Origin of the sequence: Pseudomonas sp. HR1, from assembly GCF_030175875.1 — a bacterium.
GTDB classification, from domain to species: Bacteria; Pseudomonadota; Gammaproteobacteria; order Pseudomonadales; family Pseudomonadaceae; genus Chryseomonas; species Chryseomonas oryzihabitans.
Genome location: NZ_JASNRF010000008.1, coordinates 15418 through 35361 on the forward strand (window position 1 = coordinate 15418; position 19944 = coordinate 35361).

At 68.0% G+C, this 19944-nt stretch carries 19 protein-coding genes and 1 other RNA gene; 16 read left to right on the forward strand and 4 right to left on the reverse strand.

What is annotated here, in order from left to right; all coding sequences use genetic code 11:
* Positions 1-75 precede the first annotated feature (75 nt).
* The 8 genes from ffs (at position 76) to QKY98_RS21670 (ending at position 7883) form a co-directional block, all read left to right on the forward strand.
* Positions 76-172, forward strand: an RNA gene (gene ffs, locus QKY98_RS21635) — signal recognition particle sRNA small type.
* Positions 173-358: 186 nt separating this feature from the next.
* On the forward strand, positions 359-640 hold the full coding sequence (locus tag QKY98_RS21640; RefSeq protein ID WP_027597719.1) for a hypothetical protein: 282 nt from the start codon (positions 359-361) through the stop codon (positions 638-640).
* A 178-nt stretch (positions 641-818) separates the two neighbouring features.
* Positions 819-2825, forward strand: a complete 2007-nt coding sequence (gene dnaX, locus QKY98_RS21645; RefSeq protein WP_284671567.1) for a DNA polymerase III subunit gamma/tau — start codon at positions 819-821, stop codon at positions 2823-2825.
* Between the two features lie 33 nt (positions 2826-2858).
* Positions 2859-3185, forward strand: coding sequence for a YbaB/EbfC family nucleoid-associated protein (locus QKY98_RS21650; protein WP_007162246.1), 327 nt, complete (start codon positions 2859-2861; stop codon positions 3183-3185).
* A gap of 62 nt (positions 3186-3247) precedes the next feature.
* Positions 3248-3847 carry a recombination mediator RecR gene (gene recR / locus QKY98_RS21655; RefSeq protein ID WP_007162247.1) on the forward strand — a complete coding sequence of 200 codons (600 nt, stop codon included), beginning with the start codon at positions 3248-3250 and terminating at the stop codon, positions 3845-3847.
* 104 nt (positions 3848-3951) lie between these two features.
* Positions 3952-4461, forward strand: a complete 510-nt coding sequence (locus QKY98_RS21660; RefSeq protein WP_042137685.1) for a sigma-70 family RNA polymerase sigma factor — start codon at positions 3952-3954, stop codon at positions 4459-4461.
* Positions 4458-5387, forward strand: coding sequence for a DUF4880 domain-containing protein (locus QKY98_RS21665; protein WP_027597723.1), 930 nt, complete (start codon positions 4458-4460; stop codon positions 5385-5387). Before QKY98_RS21660 ends, QKY98_RS21665 begins: the two co-directional genes overlap by 4 nt.
* A 78-nt stretch (positions 5388-5465) precedes the next feature.
* Positions 5466-7883 carry a TonB-dependent siderophore receptor gene (locus QKY98_RS21670; RefSeq protein WP_042137681.1) on the forward strand — a complete coding sequence of 806 codons (2418 nt, stop codon included), beginning with the start codon at positions 5466-5468 and terminating at the stop codon, positions 7881-7883.
* A 38-nt stretch (positions 7884-7921) separates the two neighbouring features.
* On the opposite strand, the gene fnr is transcribed toward QKY98_RS21670, so the two are convergent.
* Positions 7922-8653: a fumarate/nitrate reduction transcriptional regulator Fnr gene (fnr, locus tag QKY98_RS21675; protein ID WP_007162251.1), complete on the reverse strand. Its 732-nt coding sequence runs from the start codon at positions 8651-8653 to the stop codon at positions 7922-7924.
* Positions 8654-8716: 63 nt separating this feature from the next.
* On the reverse strand, positions 8717-10099 hold the full coding sequence (gene hemN / locus QKY98_RS21680; RefSeq protein WP_027597725.1) for an oxygen-independent coproporphyrinogen III oxidase: 1383 nt from the start codon (positions 10097-10099) through the stop codon (positions 8717-8719).
* 112 nt (positions 10100-10211) lie between these two features.
* Here hemN and QKY98_RS21685 point away from each other — a divergent pair, with 112 nt between their 5' ends.
* Positions 10212-10859: an alpha/beta family hydrolase gene (locus QKY98_RS21685; protein ID WP_027597726.1), complete on the forward strand. Its 648-nt coding sequence runs from the start codon at positions 10212-10214 to the stop codon at positions 10857-10859.
* On the opposite strand, the gene QKY98_RS21690 is transcribed toward QKY98_RS21685, so the two are convergent.
* Together QKY98_RS21690 and QKY98_RS21695 are read right to left on the reverse strand one after the other, a co-directional pair.
* Positions 10856-12424: a rhodanese-related sulfurtransferase gene (locus tag QKY98_RS21690; protein WP_284671568.1), complete on the reverse strand. Its 1569-nt coding sequence runs from the start codon at positions 12422-12424 to the stop codon at positions 10856-10858. The genes QKY98_RS21685 and QKY98_RS21690 overlap by 4 nt on opposite strands.
* Positions 12421-13023, reverse strand: coding sequence for a cysteine dioxygenase family protein (locus QKY98_RS21695; RefSeq protein ID WP_042137675.1), 603 nt, complete (start codon positions 13021-13023; stop codon positions 12421-12423). The genes QKY98_RS21690 and QKY98_RS21695 overlap by 4 nt, the downstream gene beginning before the upstream one ends.
* A gap of 251 nt (positions 13024-13274) precedes the next feature.
* Between QKY98_RS21695 and QKY98_RS21700 the strand changes: the two genes are divergently transcribed.
* From QKY98_RS21700 to QKY98_RS21730, 7 genes are all read left to right on the forward strand, one after another.
* Positions 13275-14054 carry a class II aldolase/adducin family protein gene (locus QKY98_RS21700; protein WP_267407607.1) on the forward strand — a complete coding sequence of 260 codons (780 nt, stop codon included), beginning with the start codon at positions 13275-13277 and terminating at the stop codon, positions 14052-14054.
* Positions 14051-15004: an ABC transporter substrate-binding protein gene (locus tag QKY98_RS21705; RefSeq protein ID WP_284671569.1), complete on the forward strand. Its 954-nt coding sequence runs from the start codon at positions 14051-14053 to the stop codon at positions 15002-15004. Before QKY98_RS21700 ends, QKY98_RS21705 begins: the two co-directional genes overlap by 4 nt.
* Before the next feature lie 5 nt (positions 15005-15009).
* Positions 15010-15975, forward strand: coding sequence for an ABC transporter substrate-binding protein (locus QKY98_RS21710; protein ID WP_027597731.1), 966 nt, complete (start codon positions 15010-15012; stop codon positions 15973-15975).
* A gap of 204 nt (positions 15976-16179) precedes the next feature.
* The gene (locus QKY98_RS21715) at positions 16180-17208 is read left to right on the forward strand and encodes an ABC transporter substrate-binding protein (protein WP_284671570.1); all 1029 of its coding nucleotides are present in this window, start codon (positions 16180-16182) and stop codon (positions 17206-17208) included.
* A 63-nt stretch (positions 17209-17271) separates the two neighbouring features.
* Positions 17272-18114: a MetQ/NlpA family ABC transporter substrate-binding protein gene (locus QKY98_RS21720; RefSeq protein ID WP_284671571.1), complete on the forward strand. Its 843-nt coding sequence runs from the start codon at positions 17272-17274 to the stop codon at positions 18112-18114.
* Positions 18111-19205, forward strand: coding sequence for a methionine ABC transporter ATP-binding protein (locus tag QKY98_RS21725; RefSeq protein ID WP_042137666.1), 1095 nt, complete (start codon positions 18111-18113; stop codon positions 19203-19205). Before QKY98_RS21720 ends, QKY98_RS21725 begins: the two co-directional genes overlap by 4 nt.
* Positions 19198-19851 (forward strand): methionine ABC transporter permease, encoded by a 654-nt coding sequence (locus tag QKY98_RS21730; protein ID WP_027597735.1) that lies wholly within the window; start codon positions 19198-19200, stop codon positions 19849-19851. The genes QKY98_RS21725 and QKY98_RS21730 overlap by 8 nt, the downstream gene beginning before the upstream one ends.
* Positions 19852-19944: the final 93 nt, after the last annotated feature.

The following is a 19944-nucleotide window of genomic DNA, read 5'->3' on the forward strand; positions in this document are numbered from 1 at the left end:
TTGTATGGCTTGCAACTTCGCCCCAACCGCGTAGAATGACGCACCTCACCTCAGGGTGAGGCGTTATGGTGGCTCTGTCGGTCCCCCCGCAACGATCAGCCGTGAACCCGGTCAGGCCCGGAAGGGAGCAGCCGCAGCGGTGATGTCGTGTGCCGGGGTGTGGCTGGCGGGGCCACCTCCATTTCTGCCCCGCGCTTTTCCTCTTCCGCGTTTCCCTCCTCTTTTTCCGCCTCGTCTCCCAGCGCTCCGCGAACCACGCCACAGGGCTTTCGTGACGAAATGCACTGTTTTGGTTCATGGCTCTGTGCCATCATGCGCGCCGTACCCTCACCACTGGACAGATGTCCAAGGATCTCTTGTGAAGAACGGACTCGAATGCGCAGGACGCGCCCTGAGCAATGGCCTCCATCCCTATCGTGTCGACTGCCGACGCGACACCGAGACGACGCTGGTCGCGCAGATCTACCACCCCAGCGAGCCCCTGCTGCTGATCAGGATCGACCTGACCAACGAAGAGGCGATCAATCCCTTCAAGATGAACGCCACCGTGACCCGCCTGCGCAGCCAGCTGGATGCCCTGGCAGCCTATGTCGCAAGCGTGGTCCTGGCCGACGGTGAGGACCACTGCCGGCGTGCCTGAAGCGGCTTTTTACCCGCCGTTTTCCCTCCTGATCGCTTGAAAATCCGCCAGGCCGCCTCCATCTAGTGAGGTAGCCACAGCCCGCCCGGCGTCGCCCCGATGCCACGCCGCGGGATGCATTCGCGGCCCCTCTTCGTTAGCATGGGCGCCCCCCACGTCTTCTCCTGATCAGGTCTCGATGAGTTACCAGGTTCTTGCGCGCAAATGGCGCCCGCGGTCATTCCGCGAAATGGTCGGCCAGACCCATGTGCTCAAGGCGCTGATCAATGCGCTGGACAACGAGCGGCTGCACCACGCCTATCTGTTCACCGGTACCCGCGGGGTGGGCAAGACCACCATCGCGCGGATCCTGGCCAAGTGCCTGAATTGCGAGACCGGCATCAGCTCGACGCCCTGTGGCAGCTGCTCGGTGTGCCGCGAGATCGATGAAGGCCGCTTCGTCGACCTCATCGAAGTGGACGCCGCCAGCCGCACCAAGGTGGAAGACACCCGCGAGCTGCTGGAGAACGTGCAGTACGCGCCGTCCCGCGGTCGCTACAAGGTGTACCTCATCGACGAGGTGCACATGCTTTCCACCCACAGCTTCAATGCCCTGCTCAAGACGCTGGAAGAGCCGCCGCCCCACGTCAAGTTCCTGCTCGCCACCACCGATCCGCAGAAGCTGCCGGTCACCATCCTCTCGCGCTGCCTGCAGTTCTCGCTGAAGAACATGCCGCCGGAGCGGGTCGTCTCCCACCTGCAGCAGGTACTCGCCGCGGAAAGCATTCCCTTCGAGGACGATGCGCTCTGGCTGCTGGGGCGTGCGGCCGATGGCTCCATGCGCGATGCCATGAGCCTGACCGACCAGGCGATCGCCTTTGGCGAGGGCAAGGTGCTGGCCGCCGACGTGCGCGCCATGCTCGGGACCCTCGATCATGGCCAGGTCTACGATGTACTCCAGGCCTTGTTGGACGGCGACGGTCGCGCGGTGCTGGACGCGGTTCGCCATCTGGCCGAGCAGGGCCCCGACTGGGGCGGCGTGCTGGCCGAGCTGCTCAATGTGCTGCACCGCGTGGCCATCGCCCAGGTGCTGCCCGATGCCGTGGACAATGGCCAGGGCGATCGCGAGCGGGTGCTGAGCCTGGCGCAGACGCTGCCGGCGGAAGATGTCCAGTACTACTATCAGCTGGGCCTGGTCGGGCGGCGCGATCTGCCGCTGGCGCCGGATCCGCGCCATGGCTTCGAGATGGTCTTGCTGCGCATGCTGGCCTTTCGGCCCGCCGGTGCGGTGATTGCCGAGCGACCGGCACTAAAGACGACGGGAGCCAGCCCGGCCACGGCTGACTCCAACCCCCGTCCGGTGGCCGAGGCGGTTCCGGCAGCGGCTGCGCCTGCGCGCCCGTCGCCACCCGAGGCCGCACCTGCGCCGATGCCGGCAACGCCTGTCTCCAGTAATACCACCCCTATAGAAGAGCCGGTGGATCTCCCCTGGGAGGATCCTGCGCCCGTGGCGGTCACGGCGGCTCCGGCTCCGACTGCAGCTCCGGCTCCGGCTCGAACTCCGGTCGAAGCGGCTGGTGCGCCGGTCGCCCCCAGGGCGCTACCGACTCCCCAGGTCGAGGCGACCTCTGAGGCCACGGTGATCGCCGAATTGCCCGCGGACACCTCCGGTGACGAACTGGACGGTGACGAAGAGCCGCCGCCGGCCGAGGATTACTACGAGGTAGGGCTGGACGACTATCTCGACAGCCTGGGTGAGCCGGCTGCCGAAGCGGTGACCGCGGCGCCGGCGCCGGCGGTACAGCCGGCGACCGGTCTGGCAGCCGATTGGCAGACCCTGTTCCCCGACCTCAAGCTGGGCGGGTTGACCGCCAGCATCGCGGCCAACTGCACCCTGGTGGCGGTGGACGGCGATCGCTGGCACCTGCACCTGGATCCGGCGCAGAGCGCCCTGTTCAACGCCAACCAGCAGCGCCGGCTCAACGATGCGCTGAACCAGCAGCAGGGACGTCCCATCACGCTCGAGGTCACCATCCAGACTCCCGAGCAGGAGACGCCCGCCCAGGCCGCCGCCCGGCGCCGGGCGGAGCGTCAGCGGCAGGCGGAGCAGTCCATCCAGGACGATCCGTTGATCCGCCAGATGATGCAACAGTTCGCCGCCACGGTGCGCGCGGGTACCATCGAGCCGGTCGACACCCAAGCCTGACCGGTTTTCCATTCATAGTTCGAGGTAGCAGACATGATGAAAGGTGGCATGGCCGGCCTGATGAAGCAGGCCCAGCAGATGCAGGAAAAGATGCAGAAGATGCAGGAAGAGCTGGCGAACGCCGAAGTGACCGGGCAATCCGGCGCCGGCCTGGTCAGCGTCGTCATGACCGGCCGACACGACGTCAAGCGCGTCAGCCTGGACGACAGCCTGATGCAGGAAGACAAGGAAATCCTCGAAGACCTGATCGCCGCCGCGGTGAACGACGCCGTGCGCAAGATCGAGCAGAACAGCCAGGACAAGATGTCCGGCATGACCTCCGGGATGCAGCTGCCGCCCGGCTTCAAGATGCCTTTCTAGGTTGTTCCAGCTGCGGGTGTCCAGCGGGCACCCGTCTCTCCCGCCTTCCAGTACGGTAGTCCATGAGCTTCAGTCCCCTGATTCGCCAATTGATCGATGCGCTCCGGGTCCTGCCCGGTGTCGGCCAGAAGTCCGCCCAGCGCATGGCCCTGCAACTGCTCGAGCGCGAACGCCAGGGTGGCCAGCGCCTGGCCTCTGCCCTCAGCGCCGCCATGGAAGGGGTCGGTTACTGCCAGCGCTGCCGTACCCTCAGCGAAGACCAGATCTGCGGATTTTGCGCCGACACCCGGCGTGACGACAGTCTGCTCTGCGTGGTGGAGGGGCCCATGGACGTCTTCGCCGTCGAACAGACCGGCTATCGCGGGCGCTACTTCGTGCTCAAGGGACACCTGTCGCCCATCGACGGCCTGGGGCCGGACGCCATCGGCGTACCCGAACTCGAGCGGCGCGTCAGCGAGGGCGGCTTCACCGAAATGATCATCGCCACCAACCCCACGGTGGAAGGCGAGGCGACCGCCTACTACATCGCCCAGCTGCTGGCGCCCAAGGGCCTGACCATCTCGCGTATCGCCCATGGCGTGCCCCTGGGTGGCGAACTGGACCTGGTCGATGGCGGCACCCTGACCCACGCCTTCGCCGGGCGCAAGCCGATCAGTCTCTAACGCTCTACCTTGGCTGTCTGCGCACCTCGGGCGCACGACACGGCTGTATCTTGTGATCGAGAAGCATTATCATTATCGGAAATCAGCGGCTTCCGAGGATGGTGATGCAGACGCTCGAGTCCGACCGGTATGGACACATCCGGACCCTCTACCAGGATCATCACGGCTGGCTGCGCGAGCGGCTGCAGCGGCGACTGGGTTGCCTGGGGCAGGCGGCCGATCTGGCCCAGGACACCTTCGTGCGGCTGCTGGCCCGGGAAGGGGAACTGGAGCGCCTGCGCGAACCTCGCGCCTTTCTCGCGACCGTCGCCCAGGGCCTGCTGGCCAACCACTGGCGGCGCCAGGCCGTGGAGCGCGCCTATCTCGACGCGCTCGCGGCCCGACCGCAGGCCGTGCAGCCCTCACCGGAAGCCCAGGCGCTGATCCTGGAAACCCTGACCGAACTCGATGCGCTGCTCGACCGCCTGCCTGCTCGGGTGCGCCAGGCCTTTCTGCTGGCGCAACTGGATGGCCTCACCTATGCCGTCATCGCCGAGCGCCTGGGCGTGTCGGAGCGGATGGTCAAGAAGTACATGGCCCAGGCCATGCTGCACTGCCTGGAACTGGTGTCTTGAGTGCGCTGACGCCTGGCGGTGGCGGACCTCTGGCGGAAGCGGCGGACTGGTTCGCCGAACTGGCTGCCGACGAGGTGGATCCGGCCACCGAGCGGGCCTGGGAGCGCTGGCTACAGGCGGATAGCCGCCACGCGGTGGCCTGGGCGCGGGTGGAGGAAATCAGTGCGCGCTTCAGCGGTCTGCCGCCGTCCGGGCGCCTGGCCCTGGCGCGGCGCGAGTCCCTGGGCCGGCGGCGGGCGCTCAAGGTGCTGGGTCTGGCGGTGGGCGGACTGGCCCTGGGCTGGGCGCGGCCGGACGACTGGCGGTTGGGGGAGGGCGCCACCCTGAGCACGGCGGTCGGCGAGATCCGTGCCTTCGACCTGACCGCCGGGGTGCGCGTCTGGCTCAACACCGACAGCCGGTTGGCGCAGGAGGCCGCAGACCGCTGGCGGCTGCTGCGCGGCGAGGTGCTGCTGGAAGGCCGTAACGGGGCGGCGCCGCTGCGACTGGACACGGCGTTCGGCCAGGTAAGACCCGGTCCGGGCTGCTGCGCAGTGCGGTTGCGTGACGACGGGCTGGAGGTCGCGGCCTATGCCGGCGCCCTGCAGCTGGCGCCACTCCAGGCCCGTGCTCAGGTCCTGACCCGGGGCCACCGGGCCCTCATGACCGCGACTGCCGTGCGGCCACTGGGGCCGGTCGATCCGGGGCGGCAACTCTGGCGCCAGGGGCGGCTGGTGGTGGACGACTGGTCGCTGGCGGCGCTGGTGGCGGAGCTGGGGCGCTATCGCCCAGGCCTGCTGACCTGCACCGCCACGGTCGCGCAATTGCGGGTGGTGGGCAGCTATCCCCTGGCTGACACCGACCGCGCCCTGGCCGCACTGGCCGACAGCCTGCCGGTGCGGGTGGAGCGACGCCTGCCCTGGTGGGTGCAGATCGTACCCGCCTGAAAAAAACTTGCGGCGAGCGGTTCCCCTTTGGCGCGCTCGCGGGGCTTGGGGGAAACGATCTCCGCTTCGAGGCCCCTCATGCATCGCCAAACCCGTTTCACCCTGCATCCGTTGCGCCGCGCCCTGCGCGTCTTCGCCTTGGCCATGCCACTGGGCATCACCGGCCTGGCCACGTCCCAGGGCCTGGCCCAGGCGGTGCCCCTGGCGCAGGAATACCGCATCGAGGCGGGCAGTCTGGCCACGGTGGTGAGCACCTTCGCCGCCCAGAGCGGTGTACTGCTGTCGGCGCCCGCCCAGGGGTTGGAAGGTCGGCGCAGTCCGGGCCTGCAGGGTCGCTACACGCCGGCCGAGGGCTTCCAGCAGATCCTCCAGGGCAGTGGCCTGCAGGCGGTGCGCCTGGCGGATGACAGCTATCGCCTAGAAGCCATACCCGCGAGCGGTGTGACCTCCCTCAGCGAGACCACGGTGACCGGCTTCGCCCTGGGCAATGCCCTGGGCGAGACCGATGGCTACCTGGCGACCCACAGCGACGTGGCCACCAAGACCAGCAAGGGATTGCTGGAAACCTCCCAGTCGGTCTCGGTGGTGACCCGCGAGCAGATCGATGACCAGGGCGCCAAGACCGTGCAGCAGGCCATGAGGTACACCCCGGGGATCTTCACCGGCCAGATCGGCGCCTCCAATCGCTACGACTACGTGGTGATGCGCGGCTTCGCCGACAACAGCGTCGACAACGTCTTTCTCGACGGCCTCAAGACCATGGGCGACAGCGGCACCTTCAGCTCGCTGCAGGTCGATCCCTATTTCCTCGAACGCATCGACGTGGTGAAGGGACCGGCCTCGGTGCTCTATGGCCGCAGCCTGCCGGGCGGCCTGGTGGCCCTGACCAGCAAGAAGCCGCTGTACCAGCCCTACCACCAGGTCCAGGCCACCCTGGGCAATCTCGGCCAGCGCGGCGCCGGTTTCGATTTCGGCGGACCGCTGGACGAGGAGGGGCATATCGCCTATCGCCTGGTGGGGCTGGCCCAGCACAGCGACACCCAGTTCGATCACGTGGAGGAAGAGCGCTATGCGCTGGCGCCCAGTCTGGCCATCGACCTGAGCGACGACACCACCCTGACCCTGCAGGCCTATCTGCAAAAGGATCCGGATGGTGGCTACCACAGTGGCGTCCCCGCCGAAGGTAGCCTCTATCGCCGCAATGGCCGCTACATCAGCAACCACTTCTTCGACGGCGAGCCCGATCACGACAAGTTCGAGCGGACCCAGCAGATGGTCGGCTATCAGTTCGAGCACAGATTCAACGACGTCTGGAGCGCGCGGCAGAATTTCCGCTATGCCAAGTCGCGGGTCGAGCTGGAGCAGGTCTATGGCTACGGCTATGTCGGCAGCAGCGACCTGCTCAATCGCTACTACTCCGGCGGCCGCGAGAATCTGCACGCCTATACCCTGGACAACCTGGTGCAGGCGGACTTCGACTGGGCCGGCAGCCGCCATACCCTGCTGGCCGGCCTGGACTACCAGCGCCGCTGGACCCACGTCGACTGGCCCAGTGGCACGGCGGATCCGCTGGACGCCTTCGAGCCCAGCTACGGTGGCCAGGTGACCGTCTACCCGGGCAGCGAATACCGCCGCGAACTGGAGCAGACCGGTGTCTACCTGCAGGATCTGATCGAACTGGATCGCTGGCGCTTTTCGCTCGGCCTGCGCCAGGACTGGGTGGAGATCGGCATCGAGGATCGCCAGGCGGGGACCCGCAGCAGCGCGCGCCGCGGCCAGGCCAGCGGGCGCGCCGGGGCGCTCTATCTGTTCGACAACGGCCTGGCGCCCTACCTGAGCTATTCCACCTCCTTCAATCCCAATGCCTACAACGATGCCGCGGGCAATCCGCTGGAGCCCACCGAGGGCAAGCAGTGGGAGCTGGGCCTGAAATACCAGCCGCCGGGCAGCGCCAGCTTCTACACCGCCTCGCTGTTCCACATCACCCAGGAAAACGTGGCGACCAAGCTGCCCCAGGAAGACTTCTATTCCTCGGTGGGCGAGATCCGCTCCCGGGGCCTGGAGCTGGAGGGCCATCTGCAACTGGCCGAGCGGCTCAAGCTGCTGGGCAGCTACACCTTCACCGATATCGAGTACACCCAGGCGCTGGACGGCACCCAGGGCAATACGCCGAATCAGGCGCCGCGGCACCAGGCCTCGCTGTGGGGGCAATACGAGCTGGCCGGGCCCCTGGCAGGCTTCAGCGTCGGTGCCGGCGCCCGCTACGTGGGCACCAGCTGGGCGGACAAGGCCAACACGCGCAAGGTACCGGCCTACACCCTGGTGGACGCCATGCTCGCCTATGACTTCACCCGCCTGGGACTGCCGGGACTCACGGCGCGGGTCAATGCCAACAACGTGCTGGGCAAGGACTATGTGGCGTCCTGCTACAGCCTGGATTTCTGCTACTTCGGCGAGGAGCGCAACGTGACCGCGACGGTCAGCTACAGCTTCTAGGGGCTCGGGGTCCTGCCGCTCAGGCAGGACCCCTGGCCTCAGCCCTCCAGCTGACCGCCGGCCAGGGCGCAGAGGCGGGCGGAATCGAGGATGCGCACCTCCTTGCCTTCGGCCGCCAGCACCCCGCTCTGCTGGAAGCGGGTGAACACCCGGGACACGGTTTCCACCGCCAGGCCAAGGAAGTTGCCGATCTCGTTGCGCGACATGCTCAGGCGGAATTGCTGGGCGGAAAAGCCGCGGGCATGGAAGCGGGCGGAGAGATTGACCAGGAAGGTGGCGATGCGCTCGTCGGCGCTCTTCTTCGACAAGAGCACCATCATCTGCTGGTCATCGCGGATCTCCCGGCTCATCACCCGCAACAGCTGGCGGCGCAGTTGCGGCAGCTGCTCGGAGAGTTCGTCCAGGCGCTCGAAGGGGATCTCGCAGACGGTGGTGGTCTCCAGCGCCCGGGCCGAGACCGGATAGCGCTCGGTGTCCATGCCCGACAGGCCGACCAGTTCGCTGGGCAGGTGGAAGCCGGTGATCTGCTCCTCGCCGGCATCGCTCAGGCTGCTGGTGCGCAGGGCGCCGGAACGCACCGCATAGACCGAGCCGAAGGTATCGCCCTGGCGGAACAGGTGGTCACCCTTGGCCAGCGGCCGGCCGCGCTTGACGATCTGGTCGAGGGCGTCCAGGTCTTTCAGATCGAGCGACAGCGGCAGGCACAGCGAGGCGAGGCTGCAATCCTTGCAATGGGCCTGGGCGTTGCGCAGCTTGAGGGGCTCGGTCATGGGGGAAGATCGCTTCTCGTCTGGTTCCAAAAGTCTAACTTTAGCAGTCGTGGCAGGCATGGGTCATATCACCCGGGAAAAGCGCTGGTTGTCGTGGCCCGGCAGATAGCGGTCGAACAGCATGCACAGGGCGCGGATCAGCAGGCGGCCCGGCGCCAGCACCTGCAGGCCACGCGCATCGAGGCGGATCAGGCCGTCGGCGGCCATGGCCTCGAGGTGCGGCCAGGCGTCGGCGAAATACTGGCGGAAATCCAGCTCGCAGCTGCGCTCGATGGCGGCGAAATCCAGCTGGAAATGGCAGATCAGCTGGGCGATCACCGCGCCGCGGATGCGGTCGTCCCGCGAACGGCGCAGGCCGCGGGCCACCGCCAGTTCGCCCTGGCCCAGGCGGTCCTGGTAGCGGGCGAGATCGGGGGTGTTCTGGCAGAGCACCTCGCCGACCTGGCTGATGGCGGAGACGCCGAGGCCCAGCAGGTCGCAGTGGCCGTGGGTGGTGTAGCCCTGGAAGTTGCGCTGCAGGGTGCCGTCTTCCTGGGCGATGGCCAGGTCGTCGTCTGGCAGGGCGAAGTGGTCCATGCCGATGTAGCGATAACCTGCTGCCAGCAGCTGTTCCACGGTGCGCTGCAGCATCTCCAGCTTGGCCGCGGGGTCCGGCAGTTCGCTGGCTTCGATGCGCCGTTGCGGCGGAAAGCGCTGCGGCAGATGGGCGTAGTTGAACACCGACAGGCGATGCGGCTGCAATTCCAGCACCCGCTCCACGGTATGGGCGAAGCTGGCCGGGGTCTGCCGCGGCAGGCCGTAGATGAGGTCCAGGTTGATGGAGCGATAGTCGAGGGCGCGAGCGGCCTCCACCAGGGTACGGGTGTCGTCGAAGGGCTGCAGGCGATTGATCGCCAGCTGCACCTGCAGGTCGAGGTCCTGGACGCCGAAGCTGACGCGGTTGAAACCCAGCTCGCGGAGCAGCCCCATGGTGCTCCAGTCGGCTTCGCGCGGATCGATCTCGATGGAGTAGTCGCCCCGGTCGCCGTCGGCCAGGGTGAAGTGCCGGCGCAGGTCGGCCATCAGCTCACGCAGCTGCATGGGGTTGAGAAAGGTCGGGGTGCCACCGCCGAGGTGCAGCTGCTCCACCCGCTGCCCGCCGTCCAGGTGCCGGCTGGTGAGGGCCATCTCCTGACGCAAGGCCTGGAGGTAGGCGACGCTGCGGCTGCGGTCCTTGGTGATGACCTTGTTGCAGGCGCAGTAGTAGCAGATGTTGGCGCAGAAGGGCACGTGCAGGTAGAGCGACAGCGGGCGTCCGGCCTGGCGACTCAGGCGCAGGGCGCCGAGCAGGTCGAAGGGACCGATGCCGTCGTGGAATTGCACGGCCGTGGGATAGGAGGTGTAGCGGGGGCCGGCGCGATCGTAGCGGGCGATGAGGTCGGCGTCCCAGACGAGGGCGGCTGTCATGCCGGGCTCCAATGGTTTCGAGGTGCCCAGTGTGAGGGGCGCGGCCTGCGCTTTATTGATCCAGATCAATGGATAGCCGGTTAAGCTTTGGCGTTTGGACGAGGAGTAGCCCATGGCAGACGAGTTGTACCTCGACAGCTTTCGCGAATGCCGACCCGCGGGTCCGCCGCTGGCGACCCTGTTGCTGGCCCATGGGGCGGGGGCAGGGATGGACAGCCCCTTCATGGAGCAGCTGGCCGAGGCACTGGCGCGGCGCGACATCCGCACCCTGAGATTCGACTTTCCCTACATGGCGCGGGCCCGCGCCGAAGGCCGGCGCCGCCCGCCGAATCCGGCGCCGGTCCTGCTGGAGCACTGGCGGGCCATGGTCGCCACCTGGCGCGCGGCAGAAAGCGGTCCGTTGTGGCTGGCGGGCAAGTCCATGGGCGGGCGGATGGCCAGTCTGCTGGCCGACGACCTGGGCGCGACGGGCCTCGTCTGCCTGGGCTATCCCTTCCACCCGGCCGGCAAGCCCGAGCGGCTGCGCACCGAGCACCTGGCGACCCTGGCCACGCCGACGCTGATCGTCCAGGGCGAGCGGGATGCCCTGGGCACCCGTACGGAGGTGGCCGGCTATGCCCTGGCGCCCACGCTCGAGGTGCAGTGGATCGCCACCGCCGACCACGATCTCAAGCCGCTCAAGAGCAGCGGCCTGAGCCAGACCCAGGCGCTGGTGGAAACGGCGGCCTGGGTGGCGGCCTTCGTGCGGAGCAGCGGCTAGATCACCCGGAAGCCACTGGTGCCATCGCGCCGCAATTGCTCGACCAGGCCGAATTCCCAGTCCAGGTAGGCCTGCATGGCCGCGCGCGGGGCATCGGTGCCTTCGTAGGGGCGCCGGTAGCGATCGCGCCGGGTCGACAGCAGCCGTGTTTCGCCGCCTTCCACCGGCAGACCCGCAGCCAGCCAGGCCGCGGGGCCGCCCTCCAGCAGCAGGACCGGCCGGTCGGTAATGGCCTGGACATCGACGGCGGCGAAGGCGGCCAGTTGGCCACTGCCGCAGGTGAAGACATAGCGCTCGGCCGGCGGCAGCGCTGCCGGCAGATCGGCACGCAGCACCCAGGCGGCGCCCGGGATGTGCCTCTGGACATAGTTGGCGCTGGCGGTGACATCCACCACCAGGGTGCCGGGCTCCGCCAGCAATTCCTGCAGGCGCGTTACCGAGATGCGCTCTACCGGCCCGGGGACGGGGGCGGGCGGCTGCCAGGGACCGGTGACGCTCAGGGCGCCGGCCGGGATGGCGTCGACCACCGCCACCTCCCAGCCCATCTGCGCCAGCCAGGAGGCACTCATGTTGGCGCGCACGCCGTCGTCGTCCACCAGGGCCAGGCGGGCACCGCGTACCGGGGCGCTGTGATCGGTCTCCTGGACCAGCTGGCCACCCGGCGTCGAGCGGGCGCCAGGGAGGTGGCCGGCGGCGAATTCCTCGGGGGTGCGCACATCGATCAGATAGTTCGTCCGCCGCGCCTCGGTGCACCATGCGTTCAGTTCGCTGAAGGCCAGCCGGGCGACACCGGCGCGATCGGCGACCTGACGCGCGCGGGTCGCGGCGGTCGCTTGGGTCGCCGGACTCACCGCACCGAAGCGGCGTTGCTGGCCGTGTTCCAGGGTCTGGCCGGCCAGGGTCCAGCCGATGGTGCCGTTGCGCAGGGCGGCCACCGGATTGGGAATGCCGGCATTGATCAGCGACTGGGCGCCGATCAGGCTGCGGGTACGACCGGCGCAGTTGACGATGACCCGGGTCCGCGGATCGGGTGCCAGCTCGGCGACCCGCAGCACCAGTTCGGCGCCCGGCACGCTGACCCCGCCGGGAATGCTCATGGTCTGGTATTCCTCGAAGCGGCGCGCATCGAGGATCACCAGGTCGGCGTCCTGATCCAGCAGCGCCTGGACCTCCTCGGCGGGCAGCGAGGGGGTATGGCGCCGGGCTTCCACCAGCTCGCCGAAGGCCTTGCTCGGCACGTTGACGTCGATGAAGAGTTCGCCGCCGCTGGCGCGCCAGCCCGCCAGGCCGCCCTCGAGCAGGGCCACGTCGGTGTAGCCCAGGGCGTGCAGGCGTTCGGCCGCACGTTCCGCCAGGCCTTCGCCATTGTCATAGAGGGTGATGGCCACATCGCGCCGCGGCAGCCGCGACCAGGCCTCCAGTTCCAGGCGCGACAGCGGCAGATTGGCGGCCCACAGCGGGTGGCCGGCAGCGAAGGGGTCTTCTTCGCGGACGTCGAGCAGGGCGACTTCGATGCCGGCGAGCAGGGCCTGGCGGATGTCCTCGGCGGTGCGGATGGCGGTCATGGTGTGGCGGTCTCCTGGGACAGGTCCCACAGGTTGGGCAGCTGGCGATTGGTGTAGCCGGAGATGAAGGGCTTTTCCTGGCCATCGGCGGCATAGACGGCGCGGCGCACGGCGCCGATGTTGCCGCCATAGACGTGGATGCTGATGGAGGTGCGGTCGGCATAGGCGTTGCTGACCTGGTGGATGTCGCCCACCCGCGGCGAGACCGCTTCCACCTGGCCCGGCTCCAGACGCACGGGAGCGCCTTCCGGCTGCAGGCGGCCGGCGGGATCGCGGGCGAAGCCCTGAGCGGTCTCGGCGCCGCGCAGCATGCCGATCAGGCCCCAGGTGCGGTGGTCATGCACCGGCGTGGCCTGGCCCGGCCCCCAGACGAAGCTCACCACCGAGAAGCGCTGGCGGGCATCGGCATAGAGCAGGTACTGGCTATAGCGCTCGGGGCGGGGCAGGGCGCAGTCCTCGGGCAGCCAGTCGTCATGGCGGACCAGTTCGCCGAGCAGGGCGGCGCCGCGCTGCAGCAGCTGCGGCTCGGCAGGGTGTTCGTCGACCAGGGTGGCGAGGTCATGCAGGAACAGGCGCAGGCGGTCGAGCCTAAGGGTCATGGAGGGCTCCACGAGTAAGCCGGGTGGGCGATGACGGCCATTAAAGCAAGGCCGGCGCCCAGCACCTTAGATCGATTGGTTCTGTGCTGAAAACCATAATTCACATAATTTGCAATATAGGTTATCCGTGCTGTGCATATTAGGTTATGCGCAATCGATATTTCCGTCTCGGCAACTCCCAACGTTAGGTTCTAAGCAGACCAGGGCAACGCCCGTCGCCCTGGCGCCTCTTCTGCTTCTGGAGCCGCTGCATGACCGCCTTCCACAATGCCCTCGCCAGCGTCCGCGCCCAGGTGTCCGCCGCCGAATGGGAGGCGCGGGTCAAACTCGCCGCCGCCTATCGGCTGGCTGCCCGCGAACGCTGGACCGACCACATCTACACCCACTTCTCGCTGCGGGTGCCAGGCCCGGAGGCGCATTTCCTGATCAATCCCTTCGGCCAGACCTTCGACGAGATCACCGCCTCTTCGCTGGTGAAGGTGGACATCGATGGCGAGATCGTCCTCGACCCCACCGGACTGGGCATCAATCCGGCTGGCTACGTAATCCACAGCGCCATCCACCGTGCCCAGCCGGAACTCCATGCGGTGCTGCACACCCACACCGCCGCCGGCATCGGTGTCTCCGCCCAGCGCGGCGGCCTGCTGATGCTTTCCCAGCACGCCATGAGGTTCTTCGGTCGCCTGGCCTATCACGGCTACGAGGGCGTGGCCCTGGATCTGGACGAGCAGAGTCGGCTGGTGGCCGACCTCGGGGCGCACCCGGCGATGATCCTCTGCAACCATGGGCTGCTCACCGTGGGCGCGAGTCTGGAGGAGGCCTTCTGGCACCTCTATTACCTGGAGCGCTCCTGCGCCGCGCAACTGGCGGCCCAGAGCGGCGGCGCCAAGCTGGTGATAGCGCCCGACGCCGTCGCGCAGAAGGTCAGCGATCTCATCCCCGGCAATCTGGCGCGCGGCGCCCATGTCCGTCACTGGGAGGCGGCGGTACGTCAACTGGAGCGTCACGAAGGCCGGGAGTACGCGCAATGAAGCGACTGCTCGCCACGCTGGGCCTGGCCCTGCTGCTTGGGCAGGCCCAGGCGGCGCCGGATCTCTCCGACGTGACCCTGGTGCTGGGCGACCAGGCCCGCGGTCTGCGCGCCATGATGGAAGCCGCCGGCACCCTCGAAGGCGCGCCCTACAACTATCGCTGGGCCAACTTCCAGGGCGCCGCGCCACTGTTCGAGGCGCAGCGCGTCGGCGCGGTGGATACCTCCTATGCCGGTGACCTGCCGGTACTGATGGCCGCGTCCGGCGGCGTGCCGCTCAAGCTCATCGCCACCAATGTCGGCTACCCCCAGGCCAACGGCCTGCTGGTACAGAAGGATTCACCTATCCATTCGGTCAAGGATCTCAAGGGGCGCACCGTGGTGGTGTCCTCGGCCAAGGGCAGCATCTCCCAGCACCTGCTCTATGCCGCCCTGGAAGAGGCCGGGCTCAAGCGTGAAGACGTCACGGTCAAGTTCGTGCTGCCCACCGACGCCAGCGCCGCCTTCAATGCCGGGCAGATCGACGCCTGGGCGACCTTCGATCCCTATCTCGGCATCGCCGAGCAACACGGCGCCCGGCTGCTGCGTGACGGCCAGGGGCTGACCACCGCGCTGGGCTTTCTCACCGCCACCCCGGCGTCGCTGGAGGACCCGGCCAAGCGCGCCGCCATCGCCGATTTCGCCGGGCGCCTGGCCCAGGCGCGGGCCTGGGCGGTCGCCCATCCGCAGGACTATGCGCGGGTCTATGCCGAGCTGACGCGGCTGCCGGAAGGCGCTGCGGTAGCCATTTCCACCCGCACCTCCCGTGGCCTGCGCCCGGTGCAGCCGGCGGACGTCGCCGCGGTGCAGCAGGTGGCCGATCTGTTCAGCGAACTCCAGGTGCTGCCCAAACCGGTCGACGTCGCCGCCCTGGCCGATGCCTCCGTCTTTACCCAGGAAGCCAAACCATGACCCTCATCCGCCGTACCCTGCTGGCGCTACCGCTGCTGCTCGCCGCCACCGCGGCCCTGGCCGCCGAGCCCCTGACCCTGCGCATCGCCGACCAGAAGGGCAACATGCGCGCCCAGCTGGAGGCCGCCGACGGCCTGCGCGACCTGCCAGGTTATCGGATCCAGTGGGCGGAATTTCCCGCCGCCGCGCCCCTGGCCGAGGCGCTCAATGCCGGCGCGGTGGACGCCGGCATCATCGGCGATGGCCCGCTGCTGTTCGCCCTGGCCGCTGGCGCGCCGGTCAAGGCCATCGCCGTGGACAAGTCCGATCCCTATGGCACGGCGGTGATCGTGCCGCGCGACTCGCCGCTGCGTAGCGCGGCCGATCTCAAGGGCAAGCGCATCGCCACCGGGCGTGGCTCCATCGGTCATTACATCGCCCTCAAGGCGCTGGACTCGGTGGGCCTGACCGCCCAGGACGTGAGCTTTCGCTTCCTCGGCCCGGTGGACGCCAAGATGGCCCTGGCCAATGGCTCGGTGGACGCCTGGGCGACCTGGGAGCCCTACACCGCCCAGGCCGAGCAGGTCGACGGCGCCCGGGTGCTGGTCAGTGGTCGCGGGCTCTGGGCGGGCAACAGCTTCCTGGCGGCCACCGACACGGCCCTGGCCGATCCGGCCCGGCGCGCGGCGCTGCAGGACTATCTCGACCGTCTGGCCGCCGCCCAGCGCTGGGGCTATGCCCACCTCGATGGCTATGCCAGGACCCTGGCGCAGATCATCGGCTTTCCCGAGGCGGTGGCCCGGCTGCAATTCGAGCGCCGTCAGCTGCACTGGGAGCCCATCGACCCGCAGGTGATGGCCGACCAGCAGGCGACGGCGGATTTCTACCACCGTAGCGGCCTGATTCCACAGCGCCTGGAGGCCCGGGCGACCTTCGCCGAGGGATTCCGGGTAAGCAAGCCGGACGCGCCGCGGCAGGCGGCGCGGGAGTAGGGTGGGATGCGGCGTGGTGTTGGGCTTCGCTTCGCTCAGCGCCAACCTGCTTACGGTGGAGCGCCCCCTCTCCCTGTGGGAGAGGGTTGGGGTGAGGGAAAAGCCACACTGCCCCTCGACCTATCCATATAACCCATCCTTATTTCAAAAATTCTGAACAGCTTGAGTAGGCTATAAGCCACTTCCAAGGATGAGCGCACCCCGATGCCCCCACGTCTTCTCTTCACCCGTCGTCCCCTGGCCCTGGGGCTCGCCGCCAGCCTGTTCACCGGACTGGTCGCCGCACCCCAGGCAGCCCAGGCCGAAGGCACCCTGCGCATCTCCGAACAATTCGGCGTCTCCTACGTGATCCTGCATGTGCTGCGTGACCAGCAATTGATCGAAAAGCACGGCAAGCAGGAGGGCGTCGACATCAAGGTCGACTGGATAAAGCTGTCCGGTGGCGCTGCCGTCAACGAGGCGGTGCTGTCGGGGGCGGTGGACGTCGGCTCCGCCGGGCTCGGGCCGCTGTTCACGCTCTGGGACCGCACCCATGGTCGGCAGAACGTCAAGGCCGTGGCCAGCCTGGGGGCCTTTCCCAACTACCTGGTCACCAACAATCCGCAGGTGAAGACCCTGGCCGACTTCACCGCCAAGGACCGCATCGCCGTGCCGGCGGTCAACGTCTCGGTGCAGTCGCGCTTCCTGCAGTACGCCGCCGCCCAGGCCTTTGGCGAGAAGAACTGGAATCGCCTGGATCCCCTGACGGTAGCGGTGCCGCATCCGGACGCCACCGCGGCGGTGATCTCCGGTGGTACCGAGATCAACAGCCACTTCGCCAATCCGCCGTTCCAGGAGCAGGAACTGGCCAGCGGCAAGGTGCACAAGGTGCTCAGTTCCTATGACGTGCTGGGTGGGGCCGTCTCGCCCAACCTGGTGTTCGTCACCGAGAAATTCCGCCGGGACAATCCCAAGACCTACAAGGCCTTCCGCGAGGCGCTGGTCGAGGCCGGACAGATCATCGAGAAGGACAAGGCCGCCGCCGCCCGTACCTATGTGAAGGTCGAGAATTCGCGCCTCGATCCGGCGCTGATCCAGCAGATCATCGAAAGCCCCGAGGTCAACTTCGACACGGCGCCGCAGAACACCCTGAAGCTGGCGGAATTCATGTACCGCATCGGGGCCATCCGCAACCAGCCCGGCAGCTGGCAGGACTATTTCTTCGTAGACACGCCCGACCAGAAGGGCAGCTGATCCCCTTTCCCTTACGGGTTCCACCGGACCACCGGACGAGCCCTCGACATCTCGAGGTCTCCCATGGCTATTCCTCCACTTCTCCAGCGCCTCGGGCTGCTCCTGGCGAGCACCACCCTGGCGCTGTCCGCCCAGGCCGCCGAGCCGCAGAAGATCCGCCTCGGCATCAACGACAGTCCGCAGAACGCCGCCCTGGAGCGCGCCGCCGAGGTGGCGCGGGAGCGGGGTGTGGAGGTGGAAATCGTCGCCTTCAGTGACTGGAACACGCCGAATCTGGCGCTTGCCCACGGCGACATCGACGTCAACTACTTCCAGCATCAACCCTTCCTGGAAAACGCCAATGCCCAGAACGGCTACGGCCTGGTGCCCATCGCCTATGGCGTGGAAAACAAGGTCGGTCTCTATTCCAAACGGGTGAAGAGCTTCGCCGAGGTGCCGGACGGCGCCACCGTGGCGGTGGCCGACGATCCGGTCAACCAGGGCCGCGGGCTGCACCTCTATGCCCGGGCCGGCCTGATCCAGCTCAAGCCCGGTACCGGGCCCAAGGCCAGCCTGCAGGACATCGTCGCCAATCCGCGCCACCTGAAATTCATCGAACTGCCCGGTCCGCAACTGGCGCGGGTGCTGGACGACGTGACCCTGGCGCAAAGCTATCCCTCGCACATCCTCGCCGCCGGCACCACGGATCCCAACAGCGCCCTGCTGTTCAGCGACGACGAGGCCAGCGGTCACCTCTATGCCCTGAGATTCGTGACCAAGCCGGACAAGGCCGATGACCCGGCGATCCGCACCTTCATCCAGGTGTTCCAGAACGATCCGCGGGTGCGCGAGGCCATCGCCCAGGCCTATGGCAATCCGCAGCTGTACAGCCTGGCCTGGCTGAACCGGCAGGAGGCCGCCCGATGAGCAATGCACTACTCAGAACCGCACCGGCGCCGCCGCCCGCCGAACCCCAGGCCGCTCCCGCGCGCGAGCATCTACGCCTGAGCGGCGTGCAAAAGATCTACACCGGCGGCGCGCTGCCGGTGACCGCCCTGGCGGACATCGACCTCAGCATCGCCCGTGGCGAGATCTTCGGCATCATCGGTCGCAGTGGCGCCGGCAAGTCCAGTCTGATTCGCACCCTCAATCGCCTGGAAGACGTCAGCGCCGGTCAGGTCCTGGTCGACGGCGTCGACATCGGCACCCTGAAGGGGGATCGCCTGGTGGCGCTGCGGCGGCGCATCGGCATGATCTTCCAGCACTTCAATCTGCTGGCCTCGCAGACGGTGCTGGAGAATCTGGCCTTGCCGCTGAAGGCCGCCGGCTTTCGCCGCGACGAGATCGAAGCCCGGGCGCGGGAACTGCTCGAGCTGGTCGGGTTGCAGGGCAAGGAACAGGTCTATCCCTCGCGGCTGTCCGGGGGCCAGAAGCAGCGGGTGGGCATCGCCCGCGCGCTGATGCTGAGGCCCGAGCTGCTGCTCTGCGACGAGGCCACCTCGGCGCTGGATCCGGAGACCACCCAGTCGATCCTGGCGCTGTTGCAGGACATCAATCGCCGCCTGGGACTGACCATCGTGCTCATCACCCACGAGATGGCGGTGATCCGCCAGATCTGCGACCGGGTGGTGGTGCTGGAACACGGCCGCATCGTCGAACAGGGCCCGGTGTGGCAGCTGTTCGGCGCGCCCCAGGCCGAAGCCACCCGGGCGCTACTGGCACCCCTGGCGGCGCAGCTGCCGGCGGATCTGGCCAGGCGGCTCGGTGCCACCCGGCAACCGGGTGCCCGCGCGGTGCTGGAACTCAGCTACGACGGCCAGGGCGTGGAGCCCGACTTCCAGGCGCTGGGCCAGGCCCTCGGCGCACCGGTCGAACTGCTGCATGGCGGTATCGACCGTATCCAGGGCCATGCCCTGGGCCGCCTGCTAGTGGCGACCGCGGCGCCGGAGCGGCGGCTGGCAGGCTTCCTGACCCAGACCGGGTTGTTCGCCCGGGCGGAGGTGCTGGGCTATGTCTGACTTCATGCTCAAGGCGCTGTGGAAGGCCTTTCTCGATACCCTGACCATGGTCAGCGTGTCGGCGGCCATCGTCTGGTTCGCCGGCATCGCCCTGGCAGTGGTGCTGGTCACCACCGGGCGCGGCGCCATCTTTGCCGCGCCCACCCTCAACCGGGTGCTGGGCACCCTGATCAACGCCTTTCGCGCCACGCCCTTCATCATCCTGCTGGTGGCCCTGATCCCGCTGACGCGGCTGATCACCGGGACCACCATCGGCGTCTGGGCGGCGGTGGTACCCATCACCCTCAGCGCCACGCCGTTCTTTGCCCGGATCGCCGAGGTCAGCCTGCGCGAGGTCGGCGGTGGGGTGATAGAAGCGGCCCAGGCGCTGGGCTGCGAGCGGCGCCACATCGTCTTCAACGTGCTCCTGCCGGAGGCGCTACCCGGCATCATCGGCGGCTTCACCGTGACCCTGGTGGCCATGATCGGCGCCTCGGCCATGGCCGGTGCCATAGGCGCAGGGGGTCTCGGCGACCTGGCGATCCGCTATGGCTACCAGCGCTACGACACCCAGGTGATGGCCGTGGTGATCGTCATCCTGGTGGTGCTGGTGTGCGGCATCCAGTTCATCGGCGACCGCTACGTGCGGCACCTGCGGGCACGCTAGTGTGGTGTTTCAGACGTTCGCGCAAGAGTTGGCGAGTGATTTTTGGCGGTTCGGCGTTCCGAGCTGGCTAGGCGCCGCGACGAGTCATAGCAG

Bases quoted from the DNA above. Each gene is read 5' to 3' on its own strand.
- dnaX (WP_284671567.1), top strand. From the start codon at position 819: ATGAGTTACCAGGTTCTTGCGCGCAAATGGCGCCCGCGGTCATTCCGC.
- QKY98_RS21650 (WP_007162246.1), top strand. From the start codon at position 2,859: ATGATGAAAGGTGGCATGGCCGGCCTGATGAAGCAGGCCCAGCAGATG.
- recR (WP_007162247.1), top strand. From the start codon at position 3,248: ATGAGCTTCAGTCCCCTGATTCGCCAATTGATCGATGCGCTCCGGGTC.
- QKY98_RS21660 (WP_042137685.1), top strand. From the start codon at position 3,952: ATGCAGACGCTCGAGTCCGACCGGTATGGACACATCCGGACCCTCTAC.
- QKY98_RS21670 (WP_042137681.1), top strand. From the start codon at position 5,466: ATGCATCGCCAAACCCGTTTCACCCTGCATCCGTTGCGCCGCGCCCTG.
- fnr (WP_007162251.1), bottom strand. From the start codon at position 8,653: ATGACCGAGCCCCTCAAGCTGCGCAACGCCCAGGCCCATTGCAAGGAT.
- hemN (WP_027597725.1), bottom strand. From the start codon at position 10,099: ATGACAGCCGCCCTCGTCTGGGACGCCGACCTCATCGCCCGCTACGAT.
- QKY98_RS21685 (WP_027597726.1), top strand. From the start codon at position 10,212: ATGGCAGACGAGTTGTACCTCGACAGCTTTCGCGAATGCCGACCCGCG.
- QKY98_RS21690 (WP_284671568.1), bottom strand. From the start codon at position 12,424: ATGACCGCCATCCGCACCGCCGAGGACATCCGCCAGGCCCTGCTCGCC.
- QKY98_RS21695 (WP_042137675.1), bottom strand. From the start codon at position 13,023: ATGACCCTTAGGCTCGACCGCCTGCGCCTGTTCCTGCATGACCTCGCC.
- QKY98_RS21700 (WP_267407607.1), top strand. From the start codon at position 13,275: ATGACCGCCTTCCACAATGCCCTCGCCAGCGTCCGCGCCCAGGTGTCC.
- QKY98_RS21705 (WP_284671569.1), top strand. From the start codon at position 14,051: ATGAAGCGACTGCTCGCCACGCTGGGCCTGGCCCTGCTGCTTGGGCAG.
- QKY98_RS21715 (WP_284671570.1), top strand. From the start codon at position 16,180: ATGCCCCCACGTCTTCTCTTCACCCGTCGTCCCCTGGCCCTGGGGCTC.
- QKY98_RS21720 (WP_284671571.1), top strand. From the start codon at position 17,272: ATGGCTATTCCTCCACTTCTCCAGCGCCTCGGGCTGCTCCTGGCGAGC.
- QKY98_RS21725 (WP_042137666.1), top strand. From the start codon at position 18,111: ATGAGCAATGCACTACTCAGAACCGCACCGGCGCCGCCGCCCGCCGAA.
- QKY98_RS21730 (WP_027597735.1), top strand. From the start codon at position 19,198: ATGTCTGACTTCATGCTCAAGGCGCTGTGGAAGGCCTTTCTCGATACC.